Source organism: Bacillus sp. FSL K6-1338, assembly GCF_038006965.1.
Lineage (GTDB): Bacteria > Bacillota > Bacilli > Bacillales > Bacillaceae_G > Bacillus_A > Bacillus_A thuringiensis_S.
Genome location: NZ_JBBOWI010000001.1, coordinates 2,371,894 through 2,392,937, shown reverse-complemented (window position 1 = coordinate 2,392,937; position 21,044 = coordinate 2,371,894). Strand labels below are relative to the sequence as shown.

Genomic DNA, 21,044 nt, shown 5'->3' with positions numbered 1-21,044 from the left:
TTAAATCCTTTCTTTTAAACAAAAACATTTTTTCAAAGCTGCCCCCCAGTATATCTTAGGTCTAGCAATCCCTTTATTATGTGAATATCCTAAATCCGCATACTTTAATTTATTATGAATTGCTAATTCAAACGCATCATTTAGTAGTAAATATGAAGATTGTGAATTTTTCCCTTCGGTATTGTTAATGTTAATCCAATAATATAAAACCTTTTTATCCATTATAAAAATGCTGGAACTAATTAATTCTTCTTCTAAGAATGCCCCTAAGAAAAGGATTTTTTCTTGCAAATTAAGAACTAAATGATAAAAAAACTCTCTACTAAATGAATAACTCGCTCCTATACTTGTATTATGTTCTTGATATAATTGGTAAAACTCATCTAATTCCGCTACAGTTATAGGACGAACTTCAACATTCTGTTTACGTGCATACCTAACACATGTCCTAGCTTTTCCAGAACACGATGTCCATAAATCCTCAAACCTATTTGGTAGATCTAGCATATAAGTTTCTTTATAATCCCACTTTTCTTTACTATAACTTTGAAAAGGATTTATCGTTATAGGTAATAAAAGCTTTTGAATTTTATTTTCAAACTTCTTATTTATTATGGATTCATAAACTGAAAAATCTATTTTATCTTGGCCAATTATTATTGGACCTCCATAACCAATTAAACTTCCCAAAAGCCTACCATCCTGTACATACATAGGAGTTAAAACTACTGTATCTCGTGTTTCTATTAGTACTGGGAAAAATTGAACACCAGGTAATAATTCCATTAACTTTCCCCATTCGTAACTATGAAATACAGAACCATTGTATTCTTCCATACAGGCATCCCAATATTGGGCGTCAGTACATATTTCGATTTCCATATAATCACCTTTTAATTCTTATTCTCTAAATATTTCAGAATTTGACTACATATATACTTAAGGTCCTTATTCACTAAAGGATATTTAAAAGGTATTGATAATACCCTTGGCCATAAATAATCTATATTTTCTGACTCAGTTGCGTACTTCGAAAAAATAGGGATCTCACTCAGGGGTAAGTAATTCCAACAAGTTTGTATACCTTTTTCCGCTAAATGTACAGAACACTCATATCTATCAGATGATTCTTTGAATATAATGGTAAAATAGTTTAAATAAACATTCTGAGCTGAAAATATAATCTTAACGCCATACTTTTCTTCAATTTCCTGCAGCATTGTATAACACAGACTAGCGTTGCATATATTTATTTCTAAAATCTTCTTTGTTTTCTGTAGGTGTTTATCAATTAACAATGAACGTACTATAGACATTCTTTTTGGATTTATAACTTCCGTTTTCTCCGGTAAAGAATCTAATTTACTATTATTATAGGAGGGCAGAATCTCTAATTTCCTCCAATAATTAGTAAATAAACTCAGTACTCTACTCTTTTTTATTTTTATAGCCAATTGTGTTTTTAAATGATTCTTATAATCTAAAATTACTTCTTCCTTCTTTTCTTCACCCATGTCACATAATTCACTTATTGTACAATTAAGAAGTAACGCTCCTCCCCCAATACTTGGGATCGGTTTAGTTCCCCCAAAACTTAAAATACCAATGTCGCCTAAACTACCAACTGGCTTTCCATTTTGATAAGAAAACATTGCTTGTGCAGCATCATCGATGATATAAATATTATTTTCTCTAGCCCAGTCAATAATTTCTAAATCGTCATGACATCCATACAAGTGCGTAAGAATAATTGCCTTTGTATTAGCATTCCAATGTTTTTTTATTTTATTAAGAGAAATTGAATGATTAGTGTTTAAATCAATTAATACAGGTTTTGCTCCCACCGTTAATATTGCTTCTATTACATTAGGACAATTAAAGTTTGATAGAATTACTTCATCTCCCTTTGCCACTTTTAAGTACTTTAAACCAACTACTAATGCAGATGTACCGCTATTAGTTAATACAATTTCTGCATCCGGATAAAGAGCTTGAAGACTTTTTTTAAGTTTAGAATCATTAGGTCTATATACACTTTTCAAAAAAAATACATGATCAGATATACTCCAAGGAGAAGAATATATGGGATACTTAATTTTCTTTGGATTCTTAGGTAGGATATAGATACTGTGTTTCCATACTTCTCCCCTATTATTATCTCTAGTCCTTTATCTAATGAAATAATTGGTTGATAGTTTAAAAATAATTTAGCTTTCTCTATTGAAGGGATTCTTCTAAAGATTTCAATGCTAGAATTTCGGACTCCCTCTTCACCTAAATCAAGAAATTTAATTTTACTTTTATTGCCCATTAATTCATTAATTTTTATTGCTAGTTCTTCCATAGATATAGGTTTGTTATTGCCAATATTAAAATCTGCAAAGTTTTCTCCTTCATATTCAAAGGCTAGTATAGTTCCGTTAACAATATCACTTATATAACTAAAACATCTAATTTGCTGTCCATCTCCATAAATAGTAATATTTTCACCACTATGAGCTTGTTTTAAAAACTTAGAAATTACAAAGTTATCATTTTGTTGTGAACCGTATACATTAAAATAACGAACCACTCTAATTTTCAAACTATTACTAGCGTATTCTTTCAAATAATCTTCGGACATTAATTTAGCTTTTCCATAAGCTGATTTTGGAATTTTAATATCATTTTCTTTAAACGGAACACTCACTCCATCCCCATATACCTCCGAACTGGAAGAAAACAATAATTTTTCTATGCCATTTTCGTTACAAACCTGTACAATATTTTTCGTGCCTTCAAAGTTCACCCTCACTACATCTTCTTCATTTAAACGGCAATTATCAACACCCACTAATGCAGCTAAATGGATTACCCCATCGACATCAATAAGATTTTCTCTTAATGTTGCAATATCTAAAATATCAATTTCTTTAAAAGGAACATCAATACTTGGTTTAAATTTATCAAATATAACTACTTCATACCCCCTTGCTATTAACTCCTTTGTAACATGCTTACCAATAAATCCGCTGCCACCAATAACCCCAATTTTCATAAATATTTACCTCCCTATTTTTAATTGATATAGACTTTTTAAAGACGTTATAATATGTTCAACCTCATTGTCTGTAAGAGCACTATACAGTGGTAATGAAATAATTTGATTAAATATCTCTTCCGTTTTAGGTAAATATACGTTAAATCTCTCTTCATAATACGGATGCATGTGAACAGGAATAAAGTGAACACTTAGCCCAATGTTTCTCTTTTTCATTTCTTGAATTACCTGATCTCTACTAACAGGAGAATTAGAATTAATTTTTATAACAAATAAATGCCATGCGTGTTTTACACTTGGATTGTTAGTATAATTAGGTAACGTTATATACTCTTGAACCTCTTTTAATTCCTCTTGGTACCTTTCAGCTATTCTCTTGCGTTTTTCAATCATTTCATCAGCTCTTTTTAACTGACTAATACCCAAACTAGCTTGTAGATCCATCATGTTATATTTAAACCCAGGTAATAGAACATCATAACGCCAGCTTCCTTCTTCACCATAACGATTCCATGCATTTTTGGTGATACCATGCCAACCATATAATCTAGCTTTTTCAGCAATCGATTCATTTTTAGTGACTAACGCTCCACCTTCACCTGTTGTTATATTTTTTGTGGCATAAAAACTGAAACAAATAACATCTCCATGTGTACCAATTAAAGTATTATCATATTTTGTTCCTAATGCATGCGCTGCATCCTCTATCAAAAACAGTCCGTATTCTTTACATAGTTTTTGAAGTTCTTTTAATTTAGCCGGATATCCAGCAAAGTGAACTGCAATAATTGCTTTCGTTTTTTTAGTGATTTTTCTTTTAACATCTTGAAGATCAAGACATAAATTCTCTTCATCTATATCTACAAATACAGGTTTTGCACCTACATGCATAATAACGTTTACACTTGAACAAAAAGTAAAACTTGGAACTATTACTTCGTCTTCTAATCCAACTCCCAGAGACAGTAATGCTAAATGTAATGCGGCAGTCCCTGAATTACAACTTACTACATGTTCAGTATTCAGATATTCTTTTAAATTCTCTTCAAACTCTATCACTTTTGGCCCCTTTGAAAGCCATCCAGATTTAAGGGCAGAAACTACCCTATCTATATCTTCATCATTGATTTCCGGTCGATAAAAAGGAATAAACTCTACCATGTAATCACCTACAAACTTATAATATTTTTTTTATATACTGATTCATCTTTAAATATGTTTCTTGTGTCTAAAATTAAACAATTTACCTCGTTAAGCAATTTAAAATTAATGCAATCATGATCCGTATGAACAATAATTAAAGTGTATTTGTCTAATTGACTTAGGTTTAAATCTATAGATTTTTTCAATGTGTTATCGCCCACAATGAGTTCCTCTATAAACGGATCGTAATAATCCACGTTATAGTCTTCTATTATTAAATCATTCATAATATCCAAAGCTGGCGATTCCCTAGCATCATTAACATTCTTTTTATATGCAACACCAACCATAAGAATATCCTTACCATCTTTATCATCTAGTAACTGTAGTGCTCTATTAAGAACGTACTTAGGCATGTTTTCATTAATTTCTCTTGCCACATCAATCATTTTTGTTGCTAAATCCTTATTATTTGCAATCCACTTAAAATAAATAGGATCAATCGGAATACAGTGTCCTCCTACGTCAGGGCCAGGATAGAATTTTTGAAATCCAAATGGCTTAGTTCCTGAGGCATCAATTACTTCCCAAATATTTATGTTTAACTCATTACAAATTTGTGTCATTTCATTAATAAAAGCGATATTTATAAAACGATACGTATTTTCTAATAACTTAGCTGTCTCTGCTACTTCTGGACTGCTTACCTTATGAATATCCTTAATTAAGTTACTATAGAAAGCTGCTGCACAATCGGTACAATTAGATGTAACTCCACCTACGATTTTTATAATATCTTGAATTGAAAACGATTGATTTGCAGGATCGATTCGCTCTGGAGAGTATGCTACAAATATATCTACACCAATTTTAAAATTAGTTTTCTGTTCTAATTTGTATAAAACTTCTTCTCTTGTAGTACCTGGATAAGTAGTACTTTCTAAGATAATTAATGTACCTTTTTTAATGTATTTAACTATTTCATCAACTGCTGAATGAATATATGTTAAATCTGGTTGTTTACTAGTTCTTTCTAATGGTGTAGGAACACATATAACTACAACATCACATTCGTTTATATAATCCATTTCTGTACTAACAAAAAATCTATTTGTATGTAAAGCATCTTGGATTTCAGTATCTTGAATATCACTGATATAGCTTATTCCACGTTCTAGTTTTCTTATTTTTACTGAGTTTTTATCAAAACCTCTTACCGCATAACCTACTTCTAAACATTTAAGAGCCGATGGTAGTCCAACATAACCTAGGCCTACATATCCAATACACGCATTTTTATTTGCAATTTTTTCAACTAATAAACTTTTAGTTTCATTATTTAATACTGTGACCATTACTTATCACTTCCCCAAAAGATTTGATATTAAAATGCTTACTAGCAAATAATAACTGTGCGTTCTAAAATCCCATGGATGCATATAAAATACTGAATTAGCAACAAACTACATTTTTGGCACTATCAATCCTCCTAATTTAATAAACATCTAAATTTGTAGAAATTCATGCGAAATATCAAGATGTAATTTATATCTATAATATTCACACGTTATTTTTTGGGATTCAATTGATATTTTTCTATTTTTTTTACTTTCTCAATATATAATAATATTTATAATTCAGAAAATTCTTTTTTAAAAAACCAAATATTTTTATATCATTAAAACAATATAATAGTTGTTATATCTACATTTAGTACGATTTTCATCCTTGAATAAAGAAAAAATTATGTTTATAATTATCCAATAAATCCCATTTTTTAGTGATTTAAATGAACATTTAACCATAACTAAAATGGATGAGTTTCATATTTTTTACTTTTCATTAAAATTAATGGAAAAAAATCTATCTGAATTATAAAAAACAATTTGAAATATATTCAAATTGTTGACATAACAGATGAATTTATTAACACTTGTTGATTTTGTAATAATTCTCAAATACATAAACTCCTTAATGCTACCCAAAAATCATAATGACGCTTTACATCAAAAAAATTGCAACCCTCTACATTTAATGGGGGTTGCGATTTTTATGTACAAATAATTTTTATAAATTTTGCGTTAACCTAATCATATCCATACATTGAATACCATTTTCATATATTTCTTCATTATAATTTCGTAAGAAAAAGTCCTTATCCACACTGGTTATTCTAAAACCACATTTTTGATAAAGGCCTAGTTGCATTAAACTAGAATTTCCTGTGCCTATTTCTATAGTTTTATATTCTTCTTTTTTAGCATAGTCTATAGCAAACCCAAGTAAATATTTCCCATATCCTTTTCCTTGCTCTTTTTCGGAAACTGCTATATTTATAATCTCAATCGTTTCTGTTCGGGTAGGAATTAAAATCATAATACCTACAGTAACAGCACCTTTTTTTAAAACAAAACAATCTCCCTTTTTAAGATATCCATTAACTACTTCTGTTGAGGGATCAGCTAGTAACAATAACTCCATTTCTTCCATGTTAATACTTGTACTTTTTTCTATACTAATTCCATCCACATTATTTAATTCCATTTCTAACATCCTCCCAATCAATATGTTCAATTAATATCTTAAATGAATTCCTTCTTATAAGACAATATCAAAAACAATATTAATGTTTTTTAATAGACAGGGTGCTGGGAAATCTTTTTGAATTTTATAGAATGAATATAATGAAATATAATAAAGACTATAAATTTTCCACTTTAAATTCACTTAATCCGTATAATAGGTATGTTATTTTATTTCTGTTTTTTCATTTCTTCTTGCCATGTAGCACCAACACCACCTGATGGTGTATTCCACCGGTCTTCTTGTCGTTTAATACGCTCCATGTCTGCATCGCTCGGCTTAAATCCTTCTACTTCCTTATGTTGCTGTTCCTTATTATGATATTGTTCAACTTCTTTATTATTAGGTTTACAATTGGTAGTAGCTTCTTCGGGCTTATTATCTGCCTTTATACCTGCTGTACTAGATGCGGGCTTATCATTCGTTTCAATATTCTTGCCTTCGTTTATTTGAGGCTTGTAATTATTTGGATTATTCTCATTAGATTGCACGCCTACGTTTTTCTCTTCAGCCCAAAGATTATTTTTTTCACCCCATCCAACAGGAATAACTGAATACATTTTGTTATCTTGACCAACATAATCCGCACCAAGTAACTAATCATTTCATATTTATTTTTTTATTTACTTTTGTTGGAAACTCGTCTATCTTCACATCTTCCCAAGCTATTGCACTTTTTTTCAGTGTAATATACATGTAGAAATACTTCTTTACGAAGATTCAAGTTGTACCGCATGTATCATCTCACTATTTACAAAATAAAGTTAGGCTCAAAATTCTTACACTTGAACAACTGTTTTGTTTTCATACCGTTTATAAGCCTTTGTAGAGGAATAGTATTAGTATGTCCAAGTTTGATAACTTTTTTTCACCAAAACCTACAACTGATCTCATCACTACCATATCTTTATCAGTAATTATCTTCATTGTGGGTTCTTAAATTATACTATTTTCATAACATATGCAGAAGAAATATAACCTACTTGTTTTTAATCTGCCGTTTTAAATAGTGCGTTCTAAAAAACTACTCTTCTTCTAAAATAGCGTAATAATATTCATCCCACCATTCATTCCCATGTGGTATACACTTCCTAAAATAGCCTTCTCTTCTCATTCCAATCTTCTCCATCACTCGATATGATGGAATATTTTGTGGCTGACATGTAGCTATAATCCTATGTAATTTCATTTCCTTAAAGCCATATTTCAATGTAGCTTGTGCTGCTTCAGAAGCATATCCTTTATTGAAGTATTTTGGATTGAACACCCAACCAATCTCATATGTATGCTCACCAAAATATTTATGAAAAACTATATGACCAATCAGAATATCTTTATTAATTAATACTACAGGAAAGTTCTTAGCGTTTTCACCAATGTTTTCATTCACAAAGTTCCTTGTATTTTCTTCAGTAAAAACCCCTTCAGGTATGTATTTCATAACATTGATATCTGATGTATACTCATGAACAGCTTGCCAATCTTTGAACTCAAATTTTCGTATTAATAATCTTTCTGTTTTTATAAACATTTACTTTTCCCCCTCAAAAAATTGCAACTATATTTAAAATCCACTTTTAACCCTTAAAACAAAAAGAACTTGCAGGAATCTCTACAAGTTTTTTTATTTTAAGGTGAAAATACGGGCCAAACAAACAAACTATCTTACAGCTTGACTTTAGAAACTTTAGGGGTAATGCTTTGACAAATATACTATATAACAAATATTGACATCCACGGAATTTATTTTTGAAAATTTTGTGAATTAAGAAAGAAAGTAGTTTTTTTCTTAGATATTATTGTTAATAACTGATGGTATCATTATATTTCATTCTGCAACTTATTTAGAAGAGATATGTACATTTCGAAGAAGTTCTTCAATAAGTTTTGTTTTTTCATTTACCTTTGTGGCATATGTGAAATCACCATAACAATATGGATACCTAAAATTATTTTTATTTCCACCACAAGTATACATCGCTGGATTTTGATCAACCTTCATCTTAGAAAACGTTTTGGCTGAATCCTCCGAGTGTTGTTTAACTTCTTGACTAGCAATAAAATCAATATACCCTGGCCCCATATTATAGCTTTGAATAATTGTATCCATGCTAACATCCTTGTCCGTTCCATATTTGTACATTTTAGCAAAGTGTTTTACCCCTTGTTTAATGCTCAAGCTTGTCTCTTGAATTTCATTTGGTTTTAATCCAAGTGATTCGGATGACTGCATAGGGTCGTTTCCCTCACCTCTACTCTCTTGGTACATAATTCCTAATAAAACTGCAGTTTTCTCTCCTAAATTATATTTTTCTAATTCTTTTTTTAAGGTAGACTCATATTGCAATACACGTTTTTCGGTGGCTAGTGCTTTATTTTGTTGAATATTGGTTTTATGATTAAAATAAAGCATTCCAAGTATTATTCCTAAGCCTAAAATACTAATAAGGAACACTTTTATAATTTGTTTTTTACTTGTATCCTTCATATATTCCTCCTCGTATAAAAAATTCAATTTTTCAAAGGTAATTGGTTATTTACAAACTATGTAATGAACATCTATCTCCCGCCCTTTTTAGACTCAAACATCAATACTTTAAGGTTTCAAGTTTAATATAAAAATTTAAAGATAAGGTAAAGATAAGATAAAGATAAGATAAAGGGCATTTTTTATACGTACTTTAAAAGATATTGGTACAAAGGGATATGTGGGGAAATTTGTTGATACAAAAGGAATTAGTAATAATGGAAAGGTTAACGTACAAATTATTAATTATGGAAATATCATTCCAGAAGATCTACCCTATCTTTTCAATATACTTCATATAAAAAATTACAACATAACATATAATAAAAAACGGCAAACCCTCGACGTAGGAGAATCCACCATCACAAATAAATGATTATTTCACACCTAGTTTTTTTTTTACTTTCTTAGGAAGCTCGTCTTCCTGCACTTCCTCCCAAGCTGTTACACCTTTTTTATCTAAATGATATACACGTAGGAATAGACCTACGCTACCTTCTTTCTTCACCTTCCCATAGAATTTGTTAACATTATCATCTTTCTCCTAACTAACATCTGTTACTTTTACTAATTTCATATGAGAAATCCCCTCCAAATGTACACACTAAGAATGAGATTTGATAGAAGATGCTTGTCTACATTTTGACTTTTCCAAAATACGAATAATATACCATTCGTTAATGGTCTGATTCGACTTTTCCTATTGAAACTGGAATATTTGGTCAAATATATTAAACACGCAAATAACTTGATATCGTATCTCATGATTTTTAAGAATAATTCTGTTTTTCATTGTAGTAGTAAGGTTGTTTATCTCATATTGAATTACCTTTCATTTTTCTTACAAGCTCGCAATGTTTTTGAAAATACAGTTTATAAAGCCGAGAATTATGATTTTTTCAGAGATAGCATTGAGGGGTTTTTCATATGCACTGTACTATACTCCCGTACAGGTTTCATTTACAATTCATTGTATTTTCTTTACCGTTCACCAAGTTAAAATGGAACAAATTTATTACTTAGAGTGTCTATTATGTGTATTCCTAAAAATATGAAAGGACTTATTATTCCCAAAAGTAAAGTGATGTAAAAAAAGTGTGTATTGAAATACTTCATTTAAATGTTACGAGTTTAATACTTTCACAGGTAAACTATTACAAGTGTAAGCAAAAAAGAAACACCCTAAACAGTAACCGTTCATTCATATAAACGCTTTGGTTCTGCTTATCCTGTTAAAATTCAACTTCAGAAGTATTGGTATCCAACACCCACTTTAATTAACATCGGTATTTAAAATACCAAAACAAAATCCATATATTGTTGAAAGAGGTTGAAAATTCATGTACGTTTTAAACAAGTTCTTTACCTACAAAAAGATTGTACCTGTCGTATTACTTTCATGTGTAACACTAATAGGGTGTTCTAATAGTAATACTCCATCTGAATCACCTAAGCAAACAAAACAAATAAAGCAAATTAAACAAGAAAATACAGGTCATGATTCTTTTGCTAAGCTTGAAAAAGAATATAATGCTAAGCTTGGTATTTATGCTCTGGATACAGGTACAAATCAAACTGTTGCTTATCATCCAAATGATCGTTTTGCATTTGCCTCTACATCTAAATCATTAGCAGCGGGAGCTCTTTTACGTCAGAACTCAATAGAAGCTCTTGATGAAAGGATTACGTATACGCGTGAAGACCTTTCTAATTATAATCCAATTACAGAAAAGCATGTGGATACAGGAATGACGTTAAAAGAACTTGCAGATGCTTCTGTTCGATATAGTGACAGTACGGCACATAATTTAATTCTTAAAAAATTAGGTGGTCCATCCGCATTTGAAAAAATCTTGAGAGAAACAGGAGATACGGTTACTAAATCTGAACGATTTGAACCTGAATTAAATGAAGTACATCCTGGAGAAACGCGCGATACCAGTACACCAGAAGCGATCGCTAAGACACTTCAATCATTTACATTAGGATCTGCACTTCCAACAGAGAAACGTGAATTATTAGTAGATTGGATGAAGAGAAATACGACTGGTGATAAGTTGATTCGTGCGGGCGTACCAAAAGGATGGGAAGTAGCTGATAAAACAGGCGCAGGATCTTATGGAACAAGGAATGATATTGCGATTATTTGGCCACCAAACAAAAAGCCAATTGTTCTTGCCATCCTTTCTAATCATGATAAAGAAGATGCAGAATATAATGATAAGCTTATTGCTGACGCGACTAAAGTCGTATTAGATACTTTAAAAGTTACGAATAAAAACTAATAAATTAATAGTTTTCCGTGTTAGGGAGTATATTCTCTGATAAGAGTAACCATACATGAACGTCAAATGATGTTAGAAAACGAAAAAACACGCAGTTCCATTTGGAATTGCGTGTTTTTATTTTGCTAATTTATTGGGGATAACCGCTTGTGTCATCCAGTGCTGATTGGATTGCACATGGTCTTTTTGAACAAATTTCCCTACGGATTTTGAAAAATCATTATAGTGAAACGCATCCGTTAATCTAAGTACATACCCTTCCTGAATCCCTCCAAAGAGTGAAGTACCGTTGTAGCACGAACGAATTACCTTTTCATTATAGGGGCCACGATATAACACTGGAACGTGTGCAAGGCCTAACTTTTTACACCATGCAACTGTTGCATCCCACGATAAACATTCATTTTTCTCATTCCATATTGAAAAGACATAAAAATAGGAAGTCAGTGCTGTGTAGTGAATGCTATGACAAGCATATACATTTTCACCACATATACGCCATCCTTCTGGAATTCTATACCCCATACTTCCTTGTAACGTTTTTACCCATGTTCTCGATGGGTGATGACCACTTGATAACGACCTTGCATGAATAGCATCTTTATAAAGGGATGTATTTTCACCATCTAACTTTTCTAGTACGATTACTTCTTGAGTTTCAAATCCGTCCATATTTTGTAGAACACGGTCATCACTTGTTACCCCTATCGACCAAGGAACGTGCAATGTTCGTGGATATTTACAAGCATTTTTTCCCTTCTTTACTTCGCAAATGCATCTGCATCTCGGAAAAAATATAATTTCGTAAGCATCTCATCACCGCAGTAATGATAGATTTCACGTGCTGCCTCTTCCCCGCCATGTAACATCTTCATATGAAACTCTGTAATCATTAATACTTTCTCAATAAACTCCTATTCGAAACCAAGTTCCATTAAAAAGTGGCAAGCGATGTGAGTACTGACATATTCGTGACCATAATACGAATGGTACCCTTTGAGCTTTTTAAATACACGGCAAAACGGTTTACCTGTATCATGGAATGCTGCAGCACTTTGCAGAAGAAATAAATCTTCCCCTACATAATTCTCTGTTAAATGAGCGTATACCATATATGTGTGCTGACATAATGGTAAGGAATGATAGGGGTTTCCTTGATTATATTGAAACATATCAGAAAAGAACGGGATGTTCTTCATGACAAATTGAACACCACACCCATGCGTCTCCTCCTGTTTCACCATTACAGTTTACTCTAAGTCCCGCTTTACTTGTTCGTTTATGGTTTCTTGTAGTTCGAATAAGACGATGCACAATCCGCTCTGATTTTATGTAATCTATTAGCTTGAATCGTTACTTAAATATAAAGGGTGTCTCGGAAACCTATCTTTTTTTCCTAAGGCAGTGTAAATCGTAACCTCTGAATAACTCATGAATATCTTTATACCAATTGTGATATCTACAATTTTCTCCCCAAGCAGCAATCAACATATTTTCCATTAAAGTTTTTTATTTCCAATATTTCATCTAACTTCGTACGATTAATTACTTCCTGTAGTAGTCTTTCTACTGTATCTATTTTTATCTCATTTGGTTTTCTCAATATTTTTCACTTCTATTTTTTGATTGTTATGACTGGCACCTGCTCGGTGTCGGAAAATTCACTGTAACCATAATAAAGTAGAAAAAACAATAAAATAATTGTCCAAATAAATATAAAAACTTTATAACTATACTTCATATGAAAAACCTCATTTTCCCTATATAAGTGAATGTACATACACCTTATAAATCCAATTACATAAATTATTGGATATTTCAGTAGTAGAGAATCATTAAGTATTAGAAATTGTTATTCATAAACATATCCAAGAAATCTTCTAAAAAATATCATCTAGGCATTTTAACATTTTATCAAAATGCACAGATAATATTTTTACGTTTAGCTAAGTAATGCTTTTTATGTAATAAATCCTTATCTCTATTTCACCTTAATGTTTATATGTACAAGAGTCTGTGTAGCAACTAGACTGTACTTTAAATATGTACTAAATTGTGTGTGGGAAAGGAAGCACATTTTATTTAAAGTTTTTACTTTAAACCCCTTAATTAGTTGGTAGTCTTCTTCATTCAGACAGAAAGGAAATTTAAAGTGTGCACTTATTTTCAACTCAGACTCTTTACTACACACACTCCTATACACATAAAACATCTATAAATTTCGTAACATTACAGAAACAACAAGAAACATTAACGAAACAATAATAACATTGAGTAATAGTTTTGTAACACAAATGTAACACAATGTATTTAATCGTACAATACTTTTTTAGCTAATTATCAACAAAGTTCTGTTAATATCGTTCAAATTTAATAATGTTCCCATAAAGTATTACATATTGCTTGTGAAATGATTTTTCAAAATATAACGAATCATACCATGACGGAGGAATATTAATTCAATTTAAAAATAAATGGATTGATATCTTTCTAGCTTTTGTATCCCAATCATGTTGTAGAGCGGATTATGGTTATCCAATTAATGTAGGTGACCATGCACAAGCTAAGCCTTCTAAATAATTACTGTACCTAAAAAAAACAAGTAATTATACTTGTTTTTTTAGTTTACTTTCCAATATCGAAACAGTTTTATGTGCTTTCTTTTCCTGTCTACATTGGATGCATATCTTACTAAAGATAGCTTCTATTTTTTTTATGATTCTAGTGAAGTAATTAATTGCTGACGTTCTTTATCTCTATAAATTTTCATTTCATGTTTAAACTCGTAATTTCCTACTTCAAATCTAGCCCATTCCTTACTTGTCCAATATACTACATTTACATTTTCTCTTAAGATTGCAGAACACACATCCACTAATTCATCTTCGTAAAATGGAGCCTCTTTTGCTAATTCAAAAGCAAGCACTTTTGGATCCTTAGTTTTAATTTGAAGTTCCCTAGAGGTTTGCCCTAAATACTGCCATGGTGATGGTATTGATTGAACTTGGGCATTTCCCTATCTTGAAACTGTGATGGAGAATCATTTGTTGAAGCAAATGTAGGTTTACTTACTCCTATTGCTGTTCCTAAAAAAATAGAACCAATAATAAGTTTTTTAATCATTTTTTCAGCTCCTTTAATAATTTTGGATATGCTTCATTTTTATACCACGTTCATGGTCATGTAAATGAAGAAAATTTGACATAATTATGAATTTTTCTCGAAAAATGCATATTAATTACGCACCTTAAATTTACCCAAAACAAAATTATTGGTTTAACGAAACTTTTTTGTCATAAGTATACACTTTTTGTATAAAAATTAGTTTTTAAAATATTTGCATACTTATTGATAAAGCTTCCTGCTATCCGTTATTCGAAGCCAGTTTATCTCCACCTACTCACTTCGCATTCCTTGAAGAAGGAATCCTCTTGACTAAAATGATAAAAAAAGTTGGGGATTCCCCCAACTTTTTAATACGTCTATTGTCTGATTAAACCTGTAGATGTAACCCGATATGTTCTTTTCTTTCCTATATATTCCTGTTTTCCATTCTCAAGGTTAGTTAAAGTCGCTCGTGTTTTTTCCTTCGCCACTTCCCCTTCTATATGAGTAAATTCTATATAATCTCCCTCTTTTACAGGTACTGTTTGGGTTTCAGCATTTTGTTGTCTATTTCCCATAATTTCCTTATTGTACAAAACGCTACCAGATGAATTCTGGACTTTAATACTTGCATATGTGCTATTGAAATAAGAATGCGGCACACCAGCTTCTAATTTGATTTTCAGCTCTTCTGCTGTTTTATTATAATCTACTTTTGCAATTTCTCGATCACTATATCCTTTTAGGGACCATGCAAATTGTTTTCCATCTAGAATTGTTGTCTCTGGCATTTTTTCTACTTTCTTTAATCCCTCTTTTGTAACCTCATACCTTGCTGACTTTCCAATAGTCTCATTTTTATTATTTTCAAGATTCGTTAATGTTGCGCGTGTTTTTTCCTTTGCTGCTTCCCCTTCTATATGAGTGAATTCTAAATAATCTCCTACTTTTACAGGTACTGTTTGGGTTTCAGCATTTTGTTGTCTATTTCCCATAATTTCCTTATTGTACAAAACGCTACCAGATGAGTTCTGGACTTTAATACTTGCATATGTGCTATTGAAATAAGAATGCGGCACACCAGCTTCTAATTTGATTTTCAGCTCTTCTGCTGTTTTATTATAATCTACTTTTGCAATTTCTCGATCACTATATCCTTTTAGGGACCATGCAAATTGGTTCCCTACTAAAATATCAGAATTTCCATTTGTAATTTCTACTTTTTTCTCTACAGTTCGATCAAATATGTCTGTTAATGTAATTTTAGCAAAAGCCGTTTGAGGCAATTGCATAGTTTGACTTACCTCAGTTTTGTAAGACTTAATATTATCGATTACTTTCAAAGGTTGTCCCATTAACTTTTCATTGTCATAGATTTCAATTTTCCCTTTAAACTGTGGAGTACTTTGTTCTTTCAATTTCCATGAAACATTTAATTTTCCATCTTCAAAGCGAGTATTTTGAATATCAAAATCTAAATTTCCCATTTCTGGTTGACTAGGCTGATTTATATTAAAGGTTTTTCCAGTACCAATAGTTGATTGAGTATTTCCTCCTGCCCTAACCCATAGATATTCTGAAGTTGCTCCTCCATCGTATTGATAGGACGTATCATGTTGCCCAGAGATACGCTGATTATTCCAAGAATTCCATTGTTTATCTGAAACTTTTCTGCTGTATCCATTTTTAAGACGTGCTTCTCTTACATCTTGTCCATTACCAGCCCAGTCCTCTTGAAACATCGATAAACCATAGTTAAATGCCACATTTGCAACTGGATGATCCATAATAGCAACTAACTTCCATTGATTTAATTTATTATCTTTTATCCACTGGCCAAACTTTGTATGGCCATCTTCTTGCCAAGAACGTAGAGTCATTCGATACCATTCACTATCTTTCCAATTATAAGTTGTTTGTACCTTTAGACCTGTTCCTTCTCCACCAAATCTACTGGCTTCTGAAGTCGGCGATAAATATTCAGCTTTTATTGCTTGGTTTGATGCTATTGGATCCCAAAGCGCAAAGTGAAGGGTACGTTTACCGAATTGATCAAAACCACTTTGTTGTTGGAAGCCCGCATAACCACCACCTTCTCCTCCCTGATTCCAGTTATGCACAGCCCAATATGTATAAGGTGCTGTTTGGACTGGTGACCAGTCTATGCTAATAATATCTGAAGCAGCAGTATTCTGTGGTGTTACATAAACTGATGGGGCATGAGATCGGGTTGCTGCCTCTGTACTAGAAATTGGTGCTCCATACATTGACAACATGGTACAAGCCGTTGAAACCATAACAATTTCTTTTATTTTTCCCCTTGTTTTTACTTTAAACATAACTTCCTATCTCCTTTTAAATTATTTTAGTTACATTGAATAATAACCCTATATATCCCTTTAAACAAATTACGTAATAAAGTAACATTAGCTTTAAAATCTAGATATATTTAATGTTTTTTTCACTGCTATTACTAATCAAATTATAGTATTTTGTATTAAAATCGTATGATTTAAGACTAAATATAAAGTGAAAATTTTATAAAATTTCATAAATATGTAGTTTTAGATATTTATGATGAAAGACCCACTAAATAACTTAATTGATTTTATGAAAGATTTCCTTACTTTATTGATTACACTATTAAACCTAGAATTGTTTACCAGAAAAATGTTATGTAAACTTTTAATTTGTCGATTAGAAAAAATAGTTTATCTATTTGCTGATATCTTATCATTAGTTAGAAAGAGCCTACTTAAAAACGTAGACTCCTTTAGGTATCCAAACGTTACATATATAACAAACATAAAAAAATAACATCGAATTCTTCTGTTAGTTTATTTAATATTTAATGACGTAGATAATGTATTCCAAGGTGCATTTGTAGATGTATTTTGATATTTAAATTGCCCATTTTGCTGTCCTGAAGCATCCCATTTATATTCCCATCCATCCACTGTTCTATCCCCATTTATATCAATCATCTTAGAATCTACTTTTTTTAGTTTTTGACCACTCATTTGAGCAATTGGATTTCTACCATATCCCATTTCATTTGTATAAATGTATAAATAGCTCCCTCCGTGATCTTTAGCTGTACTTAAATTATTAGGACCAATAAATTCAACCCCGCCTAATTGAGATTCAACTTTTACCACATTTAATGATGTTAATGGTGGTGCAGGTGCTGCGGATACATCAGTCGCTAAGCCAACTGTTGCTCCCACTAATAATGATGAAACTCCTATAATCATTCTTTTTAGCATACTCTCATCCCCTTTCGATTTAATACAAATTGATTCTATCATAATAATTTCATACATTTCCTTCCCTTTAAAAGAGTTAACAAAAAGTACCTATTTACATATGAAATTGTGCATATTCATTGCTTTTTACCATTTATACTTATCATAAATCATACTAAAGCATAATTAGTTCTCTCCCCTGATTGACTTACTACATTTGGCCCCATCTCAAGGTGACTATTCTAAGAACTAAAAAATGGTACATAGTTCACTGGTTTAACAAACAAATAATAGAATTGCAAAGTCAACTTAATTTAAGTTGGCTTTTCCTCTAATATTATAAGCAAGATCCACCACTTGCATCAATTAACTCACCAGTTATCCAACGACTGTCTGATGATGAAAGAAAACCTACAATATCAGCTATATCATTAGGTTCTCCCCACCTATTAAAGGTCGATAAACCTGCAGCATATTTTTGTCCATCTTGGTTGCCCAATGTCTCAGCATTCATTTCTGTGTTAATTATGCCTGGGAGAATTGCATTTACTGTAATACCACGAACACCAAGTTGTTGAGCTAAAGTATGAGTGAGTGTATTTATTGCCCCCTTAGATATACTGTAGGCAAAAACACTTGGGGAGGCTACCCTTGTGACAAAAGACGAAATATTTATAATCCGTCCCCCATCTTTTAAACGTGGCAAAGCCTTCTGAATAATGAAAAATGGAGCTTTCACATTAATATTCATAACCTCATCAAAAGACTCCTCTGTAGATTCCTCTAATGTTAAAACCTGCCCAATTCCAGCGTTGTTTACAAGGATATCAAATGTAGTATTACCTATATATTTTTGAAGAGATTGATCCATCATTGAATACAAGTTATTAATGCCATTAAAAGTACTTAAGTCTGCACGAATCGCAAATGCGGAACCGCCATCTTGTTTAATTTTATCCACTACACTTTCTGCTTCTTCTTTTCTTTTACTATAGTGAACAACGACTAACGCACCAGCATGTGCCAAATGTAATGCAATACTTCGGCCTATTCCTCTACTAGCCCCTGTTACTAATGCAATTTTCCCCTTCAATTTATTCATCTCATCATCCCCTTGTTTAAAAAATTCTACTTAGTTATATCACAAGATACCCTTTGAAATGTTGCTCACTAATTTGATATCCATAAAACCAAAAGGCCCACTCATAATTATAAGAGTCGGCCTTTTCACTTCACATATTCATTTGCTTTACATACAGCCTCTCTAACTGTTGTGTACTTTGTACTAAGTATAATAAGGAATCTTGATGGTATTATAGGTAAAGCCAGCTTAAACTAAAGTTAATTCATGTACATTTTGCTTAGAGTTTCTACCTTTAAACAGTTCGTTTAGGCTTCTATGCATATATTCAACAATATTTCAGCAATGCCTGTATTTTTCATCTTTCATATTTTTGTTTCTTAGGCATGAGCATACTTAGAAAAATCCTAAAAACTAGTTGATAATCTTTTAGAATTTAATTTTCCTATAATACTCTTTGCTATTTCTTCAATATTTTCATTTAGAAAGAAATGACTACCTTCAAAAGAATGAAAAGTACACGTTTTACTTGTATATTGCTTCCATTTTATTACTTGATCATATGTAGTAAATTCATCATTTTTCCCATTAAATATAAGAAAATCAATATCACATGGTTGTATATTATTTTCATGAATATATGTCTCGACAATCTTAAAATCTGCTCTTAAAATAGGGAGAAAAATCTCCATTAATTCTTCTGATTGAAGTACCCCAGATGGTGTACCTCCCATTGCAATAACTTCTCTTTTAAATTGTTCATTAGGAAGATTATATCGGATATTTTTTATTTTACTATTTGGATGGTTTCTACCGGACAAAACAAGAAATTCAGGTAATTCGTTATTAGAACCCTGTATTTTTCTAGCTACTTCATAAGCAATCAAACTCCCCATGCTATGCCCGAATAGAATGTACGGTGAAGCGTCTATTTGCTTAACTATACTAGTGTAGGCATCATTTACGGCCTCTTCCATACCTTGGTACAAGCTTTCTTCAATTCTATATCCTCTACCAGCTAATTCTATCGGGACTACCTCAATATATGGATTAAAGTAATTTTTCCATTTTGCGTAACTAAAAGCAGATCCCCCAGCATGTGGAAAGCAAAAAAGTTTAGTCTTCTGCATTGATTTTCTCCTTACTTTCAAATTTGTATATATTTTGGCAAATTGCATAAATGTCTTTAATTATTATCTCTTGCGGAAATTCATCCCTTGTTGCACAAGCAGATAACTTATAATTTGGATCAATGTTATATTGTTTAAAGTAAAAGTTTTTAGGTATATTCTTGTATGAAATTAAAGTTCGTGATTCTTTTTTTATAGAGAATGAATTTAATGGGGTATAAAGCCCTTTTCCAATCGTTTTTATATAGCTTTCTTTTAATGTCCATAAATCAAAAAAACAATTAATTTGTTCATCAAAATTCATATTAGATATATCATAAAATTCATCCGCTGAAAAAAATTCTTTTGCTAATTTAAGAACCTCTATCTCTGAAACCTTTTCTATATCAATACCCACATTAAAATTAGCAGTAGTACAAATCACCCATTCTCCTGAATGTGACAGATTAAAATGAAAGTCAGAAAAATTTTCAACAAAAGGTTTTCCATACTCATTATATTTAAATCTAATTTCTTCATTATTAATTTTATACTTTTGGCAGATTAGAGATCGGATTAGTAAATCCCCTATCAGAGTCCTATTAACGTCGCATGAGTTTAATAAACGCTTCATTCGTTCTTTCTTCTCATTTGAAACTAAGTTACTAAGTTGCTTAAACAAATGACTTTCAATATTCTTTGGTATTTTCACAGCTTGAATGTGTATGATAAATCACTTCCTTTTTAAAAGATGGCTTCATATATGTGCGTTACATAAATTCAAATTAACTTTATTAAATTGCAAATACAATAGAAAAGGTGCATATTTACATATCAATGAAAATATGCACCTTTCCTCAGTAATATCATCAGGCATTCGCTTCTATTACAAAGATTTCTATGTCTCTACCAATTACTTTTTACAT

16 protein-coding genes and 5 pseudogenes are annotated in these 21,044 nt (G+C 31.3%); 2 read left to right on the top strand and 19 right to left on the bottom strand.

The window, feature by feature from the left end; genetic code table 11:
• From NZ044_RS12310 to NZ044_RS12265, 10 genes and pseudogenes are all read right to left on the bottom strand, one after another.
• Positions 1-882: a GNAT family N-acetyltransferase gene (locus NZ044_RS12310; protein ID WP_098505538.1), complete on the bottom strand. Its 882-nt coding sequence runs from the start codon at positions 880-882 to the stop codon at positions 1-3.
• 11 nt (positions 883-893) lie between these two features.
• The gene (locus NZ044_RS12305; RefSeq protein ID WP_445661949.1) at positions 894-2,096 is read right to left on the bottom strand and encodes an aminotransferase class V-fold PLP-dependent enzyme; all 1,203 of its coding nucleotides are present in this window, start codon (positions 2,094-2,096) and stop codon (positions 894-896) included.
• 20 nt (positions 2,097-2,116) lie between these two features.
• A pseudogene (locus NZ044_RS12300) lies at positions 2,117-3,037 on the bottom strand (NAD-dependent epimerase/dehydratase family protein); the annotation flags it as partial.
• Positions 3,038-3,043: 6 nt separating this feature from the next.
• Positions 3,044-4,201 carry a DegT/DnrJ/EryC1/StrS family aminotransferase gene (locus NZ044_RS12295; RefSeq protein ID WP_000229112.1) on the bottom strand — a complete coding sequence of 386 codons (1,158 nt, stop codon included), beginning with the start codon at positions 4,199-4,201 and terminating at the stop codon, positions 3,044-3,046.
• A gap of 8 nt (positions 4,202-4,209) precedes the next feature.
• On the bottom strand, positions 4,210-5,538 hold the full coding sequence (locus NZ044_RS12290) for a nucleotide sugar dehydrogenase (protein ID WP_098505536.1): 1,329 nt from the start codon (positions 5,536-5,538) through the stop codon (positions 4,210-4,212).
• Positions 5,539-6,250: 712 nt separating this feature from the next.
• The gene (locus NZ044_RS12285; RefSeq protein ID WP_000422453.1) at positions 6,251-6,727 is read right to left on the bottom strand and encodes a GNAT family N-acetyltransferase; all 477 of its coding nucleotides are present in this window, start codon (positions 6,725-6,727) and stop codon (positions 6,251-6,253) included.
• Between the two features lie 209 nt (positions 6,728-6,936).
• Positions 6,937-7,362: pseudogene (locus tag NZ044_RS12280) on the bottom strand (hypothetical protein); the annotation flags it as partial.
• A 428-nt stretch (positions 7,363-7,790) separates the two neighbouring features.
• The gene (locus NZ044_RS12275; RefSeq protein ID WP_000470152.1) at positions 7,791-8,297 is read right to left on the bottom strand and encodes a GNAT family N-acetyltransferase; all 507 of its coding nucleotides are present in this window, start codon (positions 8,295-8,297) and stop codon (positions 7,791-7,793) included.
• Positions 8,298-8,606: 309 nt separating this feature from the next.
• Positions 8,607-9,254, bottom strand: coding sequence for a lysozyme family protein (locus NZ044_RS12270; protein WP_000655722.1), 648 nt, complete (start codon positions 9,252-9,254; stop codon positions 8,607-8,609).
• Between the two features lie 415 nt (positions 9,255-9,669).
• Positions 9,670-9,774 (bottom strand): annotated as a pseudogene (locus NZ044_RS12265) (YxeA family protein); the annotation flags it as partial.
• Positions 9,775-10,633: 859 nt separating this feature from the next.
• Between NZ044_RS12265 and blaIII the strand changes: the two are divergent.
• The gene (blaIII, locus tag NZ044_RS12260; RefSeq protein WP_016077704.1) at positions 10,634-11,578 is read left to right on the top strand and encodes a class A beta-lactamase BlaIII; all 945 of its coding nucleotides are present in this window, start codon (positions 10,634-10,636) and stop codon (positions 11,576-11,578) included.
• 117 nt (positions 11,579-11,695) lie between these two features.
• On the opposite strand, the gene NZ044_RS12255 is transcribed toward blaIII, so the two are convergent.
• From NZ044_RS12255 to NZ044_RS12245, 3 genes are read right to left on the bottom strand one after another with little or no spacing between them, the layout of a single operon-like run.
• Positions 11,696-12,304, bottom strand: a complete 609-nt coding sequence (locus NZ044_RS12255) for an RNA ligase family protein (RefSeq protein WP_086412987.1) — start codon at positions 12,302-12,304, stop codon at positions 11,696-11,698.
• A 35-nt stretch (positions 12,305-12,339) separates the two neighbouring features.
• On the bottom strand, positions 12,340-12,453 hold the full coding sequence (locus NZ044_RS12250; protein WP_223697791.1) for a metal-dependent phosphohydrolase: 114 nt from the start codon (positions 12,451-12,453) through the stop codon (positions 12,340-12,342).
• 39 nt (positions 12,454-12,492) lie between these two features.
• Positions 12,493-12,777 (bottom strand): hypothetical protein, encoded by a 285-nt coding sequence (locus tag NZ044_RS12245; protein ID WP_000790078.1) that lies wholly within the window; start codon positions 12,775-12,777, stop codon positions 12,493-12,495.
• A 1,225-nt stretch (positions 12,778-14,002) separates the two neighbouring features.
• Between NZ044_RS12245 and NZ044_RS12240 the strand changes: the two are divergent.
• Positions 14,003-14,158, top strand: a pseudogene (locus NZ044_RS12240) (DUF2278 family protein); the annotation flags it as partial.
• A gap of 133 nt (positions 14,159-14,291) precedes the next feature.
• Here the strand turns inward: NZ044_RS12240 and NZ044_RS12235 are convergent.
• The 6 genes and pseudogenes from NZ044_RS12235 to NZ044_RS12210 form a co-directional block, all read right to left on the bottom strand.
• Positions 14,292-14,701, bottom strand: a pseudogene (locus tag NZ044_RS12235) (hypothetical protein).
• Positions 14,702-15,060: 359 nt separating this feature from the next.
• A complete protein-coding gene (locus NZ044_RS12230) occupies positions 15,061-17,022 on the bottom strand; it encodes a DUF3472 domain-containing protein (protein WP_000477422.1) in 1,962 nt (653 codons plus the stop codon).
• Positions 17,023-17,520: 498 nt separating this feature from the next.
• Positions 17,521-18,006: a DUF4879 domain-containing protein gene (locus NZ044_RS12225; protein ID WP_000272949.1), complete on the bottom strand. Its 486-nt coding sequence runs from the start codon at positions 18,004-18,006 to the stop codon at positions 17,521-17,523.
• Between the two features lie 259 nt (positions 18,007-18,265).
• Positions 18,266-19,030, bottom strand: a complete 765-nt coding sequence (locus NZ044_RS12220; RefSeq protein WP_001037508.1) for an SDR family oxidoreductase — start codon at positions 19,028-19,030, stop codon at positions 18,266-18,268.
• Between the two features lie 386 nt (positions 19,031-19,416).
• Positions 19,417-20,139: a thioesterase II family protein gene (locus NZ044_RS12215; protein ID WP_098505535.1), complete on the bottom strand. Its 723-nt coding sequence runs from the start codon at positions 20,137-20,139 to the stop codon at positions 19,417-19,419.
• Entirely contained in the window at positions 20,126-20,830 is a 705-nt protein-coding gene (locus tag NZ044_RS12210; protein WP_098505534.1) for a 4'-phosphopantetheinyl transferase family protein, read from the bottom strand. The genes NZ044_RS12215 and NZ044_RS12210 overlap by 14 nt, the downstream gene beginning before the upstream one ends.
• Positions 20,831-21,044: the final 214 nt, after the last annotated feature.

Coding starts and splice junctions, on each gene's coding strand:
- NZ044_RS12230 (WP_000477422.1), bottom strand. CDS start 17,022: ATGTTTAAAGTAAAAACAAGGGGAAAAATAAAAGAAATTGTTATGGTT.
- NZ044_RS12270 (WP_000655722.1), bottom strand. CDS start 9,254: ATGAAGGATACAAGTAAAAAACAAATTATAAAAGTGTTCCTTATTAGT.
- NZ044_RS12275 (WP_000470152.1), bottom strand. CDS start 8,297: ATGTTTATAAAAACAGAAAGATTATTAATACGAAAATTTGAGTTCAAA.
- NZ044_RS12225 (WP_000272949.1), bottom strand. CDS start 18,006: ATGTATGAAATTATTATGATAGAATCAATTTGTATTAAATCGAAAGGG.
- NZ044_RS12220 (WP_001037508.1), bottom strand. CDS start 19,030: ATGAATAAATTGAAGGGGAAAATTGCATTAGTAACAGGGGCTAGTAGA.
- blaIII (WP_016077704.1), top strand. CDS start 10,634: ATGTACGTTTTAAACAAGTTCTTTACCTACAAAAAGATTGTACCTGTC.
- NZ044_RS12295 (WP_000229112.1), bottom strand. CDS start 4,201: ATGGTAGAGTTTATTCCTTTTTATCGACCGGAAATCAATGATGAAGAT.
- NZ044_RS12250 (WP_223697791.1), bottom strand. CDS start 12,453: ATGAAGATGTTACATGGCGGGGAAGAGGCAGCACGTGAAATCTATCAT.
- NZ044_RS12245 (WP_000790078.1), bottom strand. CDS start 12,777: ATGAAGAACATCCCGTTCTTTTCTGATATGTTTCAATATAATCAAGGA.
- NZ044_RS12285 (WP_000422453.1), bottom strand. CDS start 6,727: ATGGAATTAAATAATGTGGATGGAATTAGTATAGAAAAAAGTACAAGT.
- NZ044_RS12290 (WP_098505536.1), bottom strand. CDS start 5,538: ATGGTCACAGTATTAAATAATGAAACTAAAAGTTTATTAGTTGAAAAA.
- NZ044_RS12310 (WP_098505538.1), bottom strand. CDS start 882: ATGGAAATCGAAATATGTACTGACGCCCAATATTGGGATGCCTGTATG.
- NZ044_RS12215 (WP_098505535.1), bottom strand. CDS start 20,139: ATGCAGAAGACTAAACTTTTTTGCTTTCCACATGCTGGGGGATCTGCT.